Below are 1,087 nucleotides of genomic sequence, written 5' to 3' on the forward strand. Positions count from 1 at the left end.
GGCGAATTCAAACATGAGGTGCGACAGTTTCAAAAGCCTTATGATAATCAACAAGCTGAGCAAATTTCTCTAATGGTGTAAGCCAATCTAACGCTTTTCTAGGACGAGTATTCAGTGACATAGCGACTTGATTTAAATAATGCTGATCTGCCTGATTTAAATCAATCCCTTTAGGTAAATATTGCCTAATTAAACCATTCATATTTTCGCATGTACCTTTCTGCCATGGCGAATGTGGGTCACAGAAATATACATCTATGCCTAAATCTTCTTCGAGGATTTTATGTTCTGACATCTCACGTCCACGGTCATAGGTCAACGTTTTACGTAGTTCTGCAGGTAAATATTTCAGAGCTTCAGTTAAAGCCTTGCGCACTGATTCTGCCTTTGCATCAGGTAATGTTGCCAAGATACAGAGCCGTGTATTTCGTTCAATAAGTGTTGCTATCGAACTTTTATTGTCTTTACCTTTAATTAAATCGGCTTCCCAATGACCCGGTATTTTTCTTTCTTGAACTTCGGCTGGGCGCTCATGAATAGTTTTAATATCCTGTAATATAGAATCTTTTTTAGGTTCACCGTTAGCTTTTCGCTTTTTATTTTCATGACGCAGACAGGATAATAAGTCTTTTTTCAACTCACCCTTTGGTAATGCTCGTATAGTTGAATAAATCGTTGTATGGCTTACATTCATTGTTTGATCCAAATCAGGAAATGTCTTTAAACGCTTTGCTATTTGCTGAGGAGACCATAAACAACGGATCGCTTCAACAATAAATCTCCAGAGAATTGAGTCGATTTTGAGTTTTCTGTGACCGCGTCTACGTCTAGCGAAGGTGTTATCAGAAGCATATTGAGCTTGATAAACGTCATTGATGCTATTTCTTTTAAGCTCACGATAGATCGTACTAGGATGTCTTTTAATGAGTTCAGCAAATTTTCTGGCTGAAAAGCCTTCTTTTCTTGACTCAAGCATTAATGCAGTACGATCTTCAAAGTTAAGATGATGGTATGACAATTTTATATACTCCATAAACCCTTTAAATTAATTAGGTGGTTTATGTCGCACTTCAAGTTTTACTCTGCC

The 1,087-nt window shown here is 37.3% G+C and carries 1 protein-coding gene; it reads right to left on the reverse strand.

The features are described 5' to 3' along the window. Positions 1–7: 7 nt before the first annotated feature. Positions 8–976 (reverse strand): IS30 family transposase, encoded by a 969-nt coding sequence (locus tag FTU01_RS15470; RefSeq protein ID WP_253105210.1) that lies wholly within the window; start codon positions 974–976, stop codon positions 8–10. Between the last annotated feature and the right edge of the window lie 111 nt (positions 977–1,087).

The organism is Acinetobacter sp. YH12043, assembly GCF_013419915.1.
GTDB lineage: Bacteria > Pseudomonadota > Gammaproteobacteria > Pseudomonadales > Moraxellaceae > Acinetobacter.